The 8,558-nt window shown below is 72.6% G+C and carries 8 protein-coding genes; 2 read left to right on the top strand and 6 right to left on the bottom strand.

All coding sequences use genetic code 11. The annotated features are described in order from the left end of the window. Window positions 1-110: 110 nt before the first annotated feature. Genes AB0I18_RS35380 through AB0I18_RS35360 form a run of 5 tightly spaced genes read right to left on the bottom strand, consistent with a single transcriptional unit; the run spans window position 111 to window position 5,611 of the window. The gene (locus AB0I18_RS35380; protein ID WP_363109770.1) at window positions 111-908 is read right to left on the bottom strand and encodes a type III pantothenate kinase; all 798 of its coding nucleotides are present in this window, start codon (window positions 906-908) and stop codon (window positions 111-113) included. A 6-nt stretch (window positions 909-914) separates the two neighbouring features. Further along, entirely contained in the window at window positions 915-1,919 is a 1,005-nt protein-coding gene (gene nadC, locus AB0I18_RS35375) for a carboxylating nicotinate-nucleotide diphosphorylase (protein WP_363109769.1), read from the bottom strand. A 5-nt stretch (window positions 1,920-1,924) separates the two neighbouring features. Next, window positions 1,925-3,652, bottom strand: a complete 1,728-nt coding sequence (locus AB0I18_RS35370; RefSeq protein ID WP_363109768.1) for an L-aspartate oxidase — start codon at window positions 3,650-3,652, stop codon at window positions 1,925-1,927. Next, the gene (gene panC / locus AB0I18_RS35365; protein WP_363109767.1) at window positions 3,649-4,641 is read right to left on the bottom strand and encodes a pantoate--beta-alanine ligase; all 993 of its coding nucleotides are present in this window, start codon (window positions 4,639-4,641) and stop codon (window positions 3,649-3,651) included. Before panC ends, AB0I18_RS35370 begins: the two co-directional genes overlap by 4 nt. Window positions 4,642-4,672: 31 nt before the next feature. Then, complete coding sequence (locus AB0I18_RS35360; RefSeq protein WP_363109766.1) at window positions 4,673-5,611, bottom strand: DUF2520 domain-containing protein; 939 nt, start codon at window positions 5,609-5,611, stop codon at window positions 4,673-4,675. Between the two features lie 148 nt (window positions 5,612-5,759). Between AB0I18_RS35360 and AB0I18_RS35355 the strand changes: the two genes are divergently transcribed. Then, window positions 5,760-6,956: a beta-eliminating lyase-related protein gene (locus AB0I18_RS35355; protein ID WP_363109765.1), complete on the top strand. Its 1,197-nt coding sequence runs from the start codon at window positions 5,760-5,762 to the stop codon at window positions 6,954-6,956. Here the strand turns inward: AB0I18_RS35355 and AB0I18_RS35350 are convergent. Next, the gene (locus AB0I18_RS35350) at window positions 6,913-7,236 is read right to left on the bottom strand and encodes a hypothetical protein (protein WP_363109764.1); all 324 of its coding nucleotides are present in this window, start codon (window positions 7,234-7,236) and stop codon (window positions 6,913-6,915) included. The genes AB0I18_RS35355 and AB0I18_RS35350 overlap by 44 nt on opposite strands. Window positions 7,237-7,400: 164 nt before the next feature. On the opposite strand from AB0I18_RS35350, the gene AB0I18_RS35345 reads away from it, so the two are divergent. Continuing rightward, window positions 7,401-8,504: a DUF5937 family protein gene (locus AB0I18_RS35345; protein ID WP_363109763.1), complete on the top strand. Its 1,104-nt coding sequence runs from the start codon at window positions 7,401-7,403 to the stop codon at window positions 8,502-8,504. Window positions 8,505-8,558: the final 54 nt, after the last annotated feature.

The following is an 8,558-nucleotide window of genomic DNA, read 5'->3' as shown; positions in this document are numbered from 1 at the left end:
GATACCCCGTCGCGGCACCGACCCCACCACCCACCACCCCAGGGGCGCGGGGAACTGCGCGACCAGCCCCCACCCACCCGCAGACAAACAACCGCCCAACCGCCGGAGGCTCAGGTGCGGGACACGTTCCGCTCGTACACCAGCCGCAACCCAATAAGCGTCAACCACGGCTCATGCTCGTCGATCACCGAAGACTCACCCAGAACCATCGGCGCCAACCCACCCGTAGCGATGACCGTCACCTCCTCAGGATCCTCGGCCAGCTCACGAGCCATCCGGTTGACGACACCATCGACCTGCCCCGCGAAGCCGTACAGAATGCCCGCCTGCATCGCTTCAACGGTGTTACGCCCGATAACACTGCGCGGCCGAACAAGTTCGATCTTGCGAAGCTGAGCCCCCTTGACCCCGAGCGCCTCGACGGAGATCTCGATACCGGGCGCGATGGCACCCCCGGCATACTCCCCGCGAGCGGACACCGCATCGAACGTCGTCGCCGTCCCGAAGTCCACGACGATGGCCGGCCCCCCGAAGAGCTCAACCGCCGCGACCGCGTTGATGATCCGGTCCGCGCCGACCTCCTTGGGGTTGTCCGTGAGGATCGGGACACCCGTCTTGATCCCCGGTTCGACGAGCACGGCCGGCACATCGCCGTAGTACCGCCGCGTGACCTCCCGGAGCTCGTGCAGAACCGACGGCACGGTCGAGCAGATCGCGATCCCGTCGATGCCGTCCCCCAGTTCGTCGCCGAGCAGCGGGTGCATGCCCATCAGCCCCTGGAGGAGTACGGCGAGTTCGTCGGCCGTGCGGCGCGCGTCCGTGGAGATGCGCCAGTGCTCGACGATGTCCTCGCCGTCGAAGAGGCCGAGGACGGTGTGCGTGTTACCGACGTCGATGGTGAGCAGCATGCCTACTCAGCCTCGCTCATCGCTCGTCGTCGACGCTTCGCGCAGGTCGAGGCCGATGTCCAGGATGGGAGAGGAGTGCGTGAGAGCGCCCACCGCGAGGAAGTGGACGCCGGTCTTGGCGTACGCCTCGGCGGTCTCCAGGGTGAGTCGGCCCGAGGCCTCCAGGAGTGCCCGGCCGCCGACAATGGCCACGGCCTCCTCGCACTCGGCGGGCGTGAAGTTGTCCAGGAGGATCAGGTCGGCGCCCGCGTCCACCACCTCGCGCAACTGGTGCAGGGTGTCGACCTCGACCTCGATCGGTACGTCCGGGAAGGTCTCGCGGACCGCCTCGAAGGCCTGCGAGACACCGCCCGCCGCCACTACGTGGTTGTCCTTGACCAGGGCCGCGTCGGAGAGGGACATGCGGTGGTTGATGCCGCCGCCCATCCGGACCGCGAACTTCTCCAGGGACCGCAGGCCCGGCGTCGTCTTGCGGGTGTCCCGCACGCGCGTGTCGGTGTGCTCCAGGACGTCCGCCCACGCGCGCGTGGCCGTCGCGATGCCGGAGAGACGGCAGAGCAGGTTCAGCGCGCTGCGCTCGGCCGTGAGGAGGTCACGGGTGCGGGTGGTGATGGTGAGGAGCTTCTGGCCGGCTGCCACGCGGTCGCCGTCGTCGACGTGCCGCTCGACCTCGAAGTCGTCCGTGCAGGCCACCGAGATCACGGCTTCGGCGATCCGCAGGCCCGCCACGACGCCCGCCTCGCGGGCGGTGAAGTCGGCGGTGGAGACGGCCTCTTCGGGGATGGTCGCGACCGTGGTCACGTCGACGCCGTGGTCGAGGTCCTCCTCGATGGCCAGGTGCGCGATGTCCTCGACCTCGACGGGGTCGAGCCCGGCGTCGGCGAGGAGTTGCGCGAGGGAGGGGTCGAGGCCGCACTCGAGGGGATCGACGTCGTGATCCCCTTCGGCACCGCAGCCACAGCCGTCGCCGCAGCCACCGCCGGTGAGGAGGGGGAGGTCGGGGGTGCTCACTTCTGTCACTGCTCCTGGGGATGGGGCTGGGGCTGCTGCCGGGTCGGGGGGAAGTCTGCTGTGTCGGTGGTGTGTACGGCGAGGGTCCGGTCGGGATTCAGCCGTACGACGATGTGGCGCCGCCAGTCCGTGTCGTCCCGTTCGCCCCGGTCCTCGCGCCAGTGGCAGCCGCGGGTCTCCTCGCGCAGTCCGGCTGCGGCGACGAGGACACGGGCCACGCACAGGAGGTTGGTGGCCTCCCAGGTGTCGACGCCGGGCTCGGCCGTCTTGCCGTTCTCGTCGAGGGCGTCGCGGGCGGCGGTGTGCAGTTGCTGGAGGCGGTCGGCCGCGGTCTGAAGCGAGATGGCCGAGCGGAGGACTCCGGCGCCGTCCGTCATGATCCGCTGGATCGAGAAACGGGCCTCCGGGGCGAGCAGCGGGTGGGCGGGCTTCTCCGGGTGGGCGACCGGGACCGGCACGCGCGCGTGGAGGCGGTTCTCCTCGTGGCGGTGCGCGATGTCGGCCGCGATGCGCTCGGCGTAGACGAGGCCTTCGAGGAGGGAGTTCGAGGCGAGCCGGTTGGCGCCGTGGACGCCCGTGCAGGCGACCTCACCGCACGCGTAGAGGCCGGGGACCGTGGTGCGGCCCTGGGAGTCCGTGCGGACGCCTCCGGAGGCGTAGTGGGCCGCCGGGGCGACCGGGATCGGCTCGGTGACCGGGTCGATGCCGTGGGCGCGGCAGGCGGCCAGGATCGTCGGGAAGCGGTGCTCCCACATGTGGGCGCCGAAGTGCCGGGCGTCCAGGTACATGTGCTCGGCGTCCTGCTCCTGCATGCGCCGCATGATGCCCTTGGCGACGATGTCCCGGGGCGCGAGCTCGGCGAGCTCGTGCTGGCCGGCCATGAAGCGCACGCCGTCCGCGTCGACGAGGTGGGCGCCCTCGCCGCGTACCGCCTCGGAGACCAGCGGCTGCTGGCCCTCGGCGTCCGCGCCCAGGAAGAGCACGGTCGGGTGGAACTGGACGAATTCGAGGTCGCTGACCTCGGCGCCCGCGCGCAGGGCGAGCGCGACGCCGTCGCCGGTGGACACGGACGGGTTGGTGGTCGCCGAGAAGACCTGGCCCATGCCGCCGGTCGCGAGGACCACGGCGGGCGCGTGGACGGCTCCCACGCCGTCGTGCTGGCCCTCCCCCATGACGTGCAGAGTCACGCCCGCGGTGCGTCCGTCGGCGTCCGTGAGGAGGTCCAGGACGAGCGCGTTCTCGACCGTACGCATGCCGCGCGCGCGTACCGCCTCGACGAGGGCCCGGGATATCTCCGCGCCGGTCGCGTCGCCGCCCGCGTGGGCGATGCGGCGGCGGTGGTGGCCGCCCTCCCGGGTGAGTTCCAGGTCGCCCTCTTCGGACTCGTCGAAGTGGGCGCCGGTCGCGATGAGGCGGCGTACGGCGTCGGGGCCCTCGGTGACGAGGATGCGGACGGCCTCCTCGTCGCACAGGCCCGCGCCCGCCACCAGCGTGTCGTCGAGGTGCTGCTCGGGGGTGTCGCCCTCGCCGAGCGCCGCGGCGATGCCGCCCTGCGCCCAGCGGGTGGAGCCGTCGTCGAGGCGCGCCTTGGTGACCACGACGGTGCGCAGGCCGGCGGCGTCGCAGCGCAGGGCCGCGGTGAGTCCGGCGACTCCGGAGCCGACGACCACGACGTCGGCGGTGAGGGACCAGCCGGGTGCGGGTGCGTGCAGACGTATGCCTGTGGTGGTCACGAGGCGGCTCCGAAGGTGAGAGGAATGTTGTCGATCAGCCGGGTCGTCCCGACCCGGGCGGCGACGGCGAGTACCGCCTCGCCGGTGTGGTCGTCCGGGATCTCGGTGAAGTCGGACGGATCGACCAGCGCCAAGTAGTCCAGGGCGAGCGGGGGTTGGAGGCGGGCCGCGTCGTCGAGGACGAGGCGGGCGGCGGCGCGGACCGCGGCGGGGCCTCCGGGGACGGCTTTGGCGACGGCGTGCGTGTCGGCCGCGGCGCGGGACTCGCCGATGGCGCTGAGCGCCTCGGCACGCGCGCGCGTGGCGGGCACTTCGCGGGCACGCGCGCGAAGGGCCTCCTGGGCGGCGTGCCGGTCGCTGCCCGCGAACAGCGCCTGGGAGAGGGCGAGCGCGGTGCGGCGCTCGGTGGCCGACAGGTAGCGGTTGCGGCTGGACAGGGCCAGGCCGTCCTCCTCGCGCACCGTGGGAACGCCGACGATCTCCACGCCGAAGTTCAGGTCGCGCACCATGCGGCGGATCAGGGCGAGCTGCTGGGCGTCCTTCTGCCCGTACAGCGCCACGTCGGGCCGGGTGAGGTGCAGCAGCTTGGCGACGACGGTGAGCATGCCGTCGAAGTGCCCGGGCCGCACCGCGCCCTCCAGCCGCTCGCCCATGGGTCCGGCGCTGATGCGGACCTGGGGCTCGCCTCCCGGGTAGACCTCGTCCACGGCAGGGGCGAACACGACGTCCGCGCCCGCCTGTTCGGCGATCTTCACGTCGGCGTCCAGGGTGCGCGGGTAGCGGTCGAGGTCCTCGCCCGCGCCGAACTGGAGGGGGTTCACGAAGACGGTGACGACGACCTCGCCGTCCGCCGCGATCTCACGGGCGGTGCGGATCAGCGTGGCGTGGCCCTCGTGCAGGGCGCCCATGGTCATCACGACGGCACGGCGGCCGGTGCGCACGCGCGCGTGGAGCTCGTCGGCGGTGCGCAGCAGGGCGGAGGTGGTCATCGGGCGGCCCCGTTCTCGGTACCTGCGCGCGTCATCGGGCGTCTCCTTCGGTCCCGTTGGTCCCGGCGGTCCCGTTGGCGAGTACCCCGAGGAGGTCCTCGGCGAGCTCCGGCTTGAGCAGCCCGTGCGCGAGGGCCCGGTCGGCGGTCGCGCGGGCCATCGCCAGATAGCCGGCGACGGTCCCCGGCGCGTGCTTGCGCAACTCGGCGACGTGCGCGGCGACCGTGCCCGCGTCACCGCGCGCCACCGGTCCGGTGAGGGCTCCGTCGCCCGACCTGAGGGCGTTGTCCAGGGCGGCGCCCAGCAGCGGGCCCAGCATCCGGTCCGGGGACTCGACGCCGGCGATCCGCAGCAGCTCCATGGACTCGGCGACCAGTGTCACCAGGTGGTTGGCGCCGAGGGCGAGGGCCGCGTGGTAGAGCGGCCTGGCCTCCTCGGCGACCCATTCGGGCTCCCCGCCCATCTCGATCACCAGGGCCTCGGCGGCCAGCCGCAGCTCCTCCGGAGCGGTGATCCCGAAGGAGCATCCGGCGAGGCGCTGTACGTCCACAGGAGAGCCGCTGAACGTCATCGCGGGGTGCAGCGCGAGCGGCAGCGCCCCGGCGCGCAGCGCGGGGTCCAGGACCTTGGTGCCGTACCTGCCCGAGGTGTGCACGATCAACTGTCCGGGCCGCACGGCCCCGGTCTCGGCGAGACCCTCCACCAGCCCCGGCAGGGCGTCGTCCGGGACCGTGAGAAGCACCAGGTCCGCCCGCTCCATGACCTGGGCGGGCGTCACCAGCGGCACGTCGGGAAGCAGCTGCGCGGCGCGTCGTACGGAGGCGTCGGAGACTCCGGAGACGGCCACCGGGCGGTGCCCGGCGAGCTGCAGCGACGCGGCCAGCGCGGGGCCCACGCGGCCGGCGCCGACGACGCCGACGGTGAGCCGCGCGGGGCGGTCCTTGGGGTCTGGCTGTGGGAATGTACTCACTCGACGGAGGCCTTCCGTTCCAGTCCGCTCCGGGTACCGGACGATTTCTCGTCATGTTAACGCGATTGGCCCGAGGGCCGTTTTCCTGTCCACAGGCTGTGGAGGAATTCGCGTGCCCGGCCGCCGTGGTGTCCTGCATGATCCGGGGATGAGCGATACGGCGGAGCGGACGGCGGACGGATCCGCGGAAGAGACCGAAGAAGCGGCCGGGCAGGCGGCGGACCAGCGGCGTGAGCGGCGGCAGGCCGCCTGGCGAGGGGCGCGGCGGGTGCTGTGGCGGCCCGGTATGCGTGCCACCGTCGGCGAGCGTCTTGCGCGGCTGACGGCCGCGGCGCCGGACGTGTACGACCTGGACCAGCCGGTGGACATGTACGGCGACCGGATCGTCGAGACCCTGGAGGAGCGGGTCGCCGGCCTGCTCGGCAAGGAGGCCGCCGCCTTCTTCCCGACCGGCACCATGGCCCAGCAGGTCGCCCTGCGCTGCTGGGCGGGCCGTACGGGCAGCGCGACGGTGGCGATGCATCCGCTCTCCCACCCGGTAGTGCACGAACGGGACGCGTTCAGCGCGGTCAGCGGCCTGCGGACCGTGCATCCGACGCGCGAGCCGCGGATGCCGTCCGCCGAAGAAGTACGGGACCTGGACGAGCCCTTCGGGGCGCTGCTCATCGAACTGCCCCTCCGGGAGGCCGGTTTCGTCCTGCCCTCCTGGGAGGAGCTGGTCGCGGTGACGGACGCGGCACGCGAACGGGACGCCGTCGTGCACCTCGACGGGGCCCGCCTGTGGGAGTGCGCCACCCACTTCGGCCACCCCCTGGACGAGATCGCGGACCTCGCGGACAGCGTCTACGTGTCGTTCTACAAGTCCCTCGACGGACTCGGCGGCGCCGCACTGGCGGGCCCGCGGACGCTGGTCGACGAGGCGAAGGCCTGGCGTCACCGGTACGGCGGTCAGATCCTCCAGCAGTTCCCCACCGCCCTGTCCGCGCTGATCGGCCTGGAGAAGGAGCTGCCGCGGCTGCCGGAGTACGTGACCCACGCGCGCGTGGTCGCCGCGGCGCTGCACGAGGGGTTCGCCGAGTCCCGAGTCCCCTGGGCACGGATCCACCCCGAGGAGCCGCACACCCACCAGTTCCAGGTCTGGCTGCCGTACGAGGGCGACGTCCTGACCGACACGGGGGTGCTCCAGGCCGAGGAGACGAAGACCTCCCTGTTCGCGCAGGCCTGGCGACCGGGCGGACCAGGCCTGGCGTTCACCGAGGTCACCGTGGGCGCGCCGGGATTGGAGTGGACGGCACAGGACGTCAGGTCTGCGGTCGCGGACTTCGTGGAGCGGCTGCCCGGCTGACTCCGCCCGGCCGGCCCTGCCCGACCGACTCACCGAGCGGCTCCGTTGCTTCCCTGCTCCCCTTGCCGAAGCCGAACAGCCGGCCCAGTGCCGCCCGTACCCGCCGTACTCGCCGTACTCGTCTACGGACTGGGCGGCCGGCCGGAACCGCCCTGAACCGCCGGTGGTCGCACAGCTCGCGCACGACCTGCCAGTCGTTGGCGCCCGGCGCGGGCGGGGTCGGGTCGCCGTGCCGCAGGGCGCGGTAGGTGTCCAGGAGGTACTGCTCGGTGATGCTCATGCCTGATCGCCTTCTCGGGACTGGGTACGGACACGAACGCCGTGGGCCCCGCGGATTGCCCCGGTGCCCCGAGCGTGCGTCCGCCCCGGCCGGGGCGTCGCGTCGATTGACGGCGGTCGTCAATCGACGGCCGCGTTGTCAGTGGCGGGGTGCACCATGAGGTCATGAGCGTGGACATCGACATCACCGGGCTGCGGCGGGAGAGGATCGCCGTCGTGCCCTCGCCCCTGGCCGAGCTCGGCATGGCGCTGCACGCGCTGGCCGAACCGGGGCACCACCCCGGGCTGCAGGGCTGGGCGACCGGGGTGACCGCCCGGCTCGACCCGCATCTGGCCGACCGGATGTGCGAGGCCGACTTCCTGTGGCGGTCGACGTTCTCGGACCTGTTCCTGCCGTACGCGGGGATACCGGGCGGGGCAGCGCTCCCGGGCGCCACCTTCGCCGAGGAGCTGGACCTGCTGGACAAGCTGACCGACGAGCAGTTCGTGGACGCGGCGCTGGAGTTCACCTGCGCGCTTCCGTACGACGCCCAGGGCGCCGGGGCGCTGGGCGACGGCGGAGCGCGTGGGCGCGCCCTGGAGCTGGCCGCCGCGCGCGGCCCGCGGCAGGTGCGGTTCACGACGCGGCTGCTGGACGACCCGCCGAGGATCCGGTCCTGGCTGCGGCAGTTCCTGGAGGACTGCGACGAGGCCTTCTTCGCCGATACCTGGTCCCGGCTGCGTCACCAGCTGGCAGCCGACGCCCGTCACAAGACGGAGCTGCTCCGGCACAAGGGACTGGCCGATGCGCTGGCCTCCGTGTCACCGGCGGTGGTGCTCGACGAGGCCGTCGGCAGGATCACCGTCGACAAGATGGGCCAGGGCCGCACCACGGCCTCGGGCGGCCTCCTGCTCGTGCCGACGAGCCTCGGCTGGCCCCACCTGATGGTCCTGCACCGGTACGGCTGGCAGCCGGTCCTGCACTACCCGGTGGGCTCCCAGCAGCCGGTGGCACCGCCCTCGGTCGAGCAGCTGACCCTGCGGATGACCGCGCTGTCGCATCCCGTGCGGATGCGGCTGTGCCGGAGTCTGGCCCGCAGCGCGTTCACCACGAGTGAGCTGGCGCAGACTCACGGGATGACGGCACCGGAGATATCCCGGCACGTCGCCGTGCTGAAGAAGGCTGGCCTGATCACCACGCGGCGCCGCGGCCGGTACGTCCTGCACCAGCTGGACGTCACGATGGTGGCCCGGCTGGGCAGCGACTTCCTGGAGGGGATTCTGCGCTGATCCCCTTCGGGACTTCGGGACTTCGGGAAGAGAGCTTCCGGAGGCTGGTCAGCC

The organism is Streptomyces sp. NPDC050704, from assembly GCF_040654355.1.
Classification (GTDB): Bacteria; Actinomycetota; Actinomycetes; order Streptomycetales; family Streptomycetaceae; genus Streptomyces.
This window is presented reverse-complemented; position numbering and strand designations above follow the sequence as displayed.

Excerpts from the sequence above, each read along its gene's own strand:
- panC (WP_363109767.1), bottom strand. The coding sequence starts at position 4,641 with ATGACCACCTCCGCCCTGCTGCGCACCGCCGACGAGCTCCACGCGCGC.
- AB0I18_RS35355 (WP_363109765.1), top strand. The coding sequence starts at position 5,760 with ATGAGCGATACGGCGGAGCGGACGGCGGACGGATCCGCGGAAGAGACC.
- AB0I18_RS35345 (WP_363109763.1), top strand. The coding sequence starts at position 7,401 with ATGAGCGTGGACATCGACATCACCGGGCTGCGGCGGGAGAGGATCGCC.
- AB0I18_RS35380 (WP_363109770.1), bottom strand. The coding sequence starts at position 908 with ATGCTGCTCACCATCGACGTCGGTAACACGCACACCGTCCTCGGCCTC.
- AB0I18_RS35350 (WP_363109764.1), bottom strand. The coding sequence starts at position 7,236 with ATGAGCATCACCGAGCAGTACCTCCTGGACACCTACCGCGCCCTGCGG.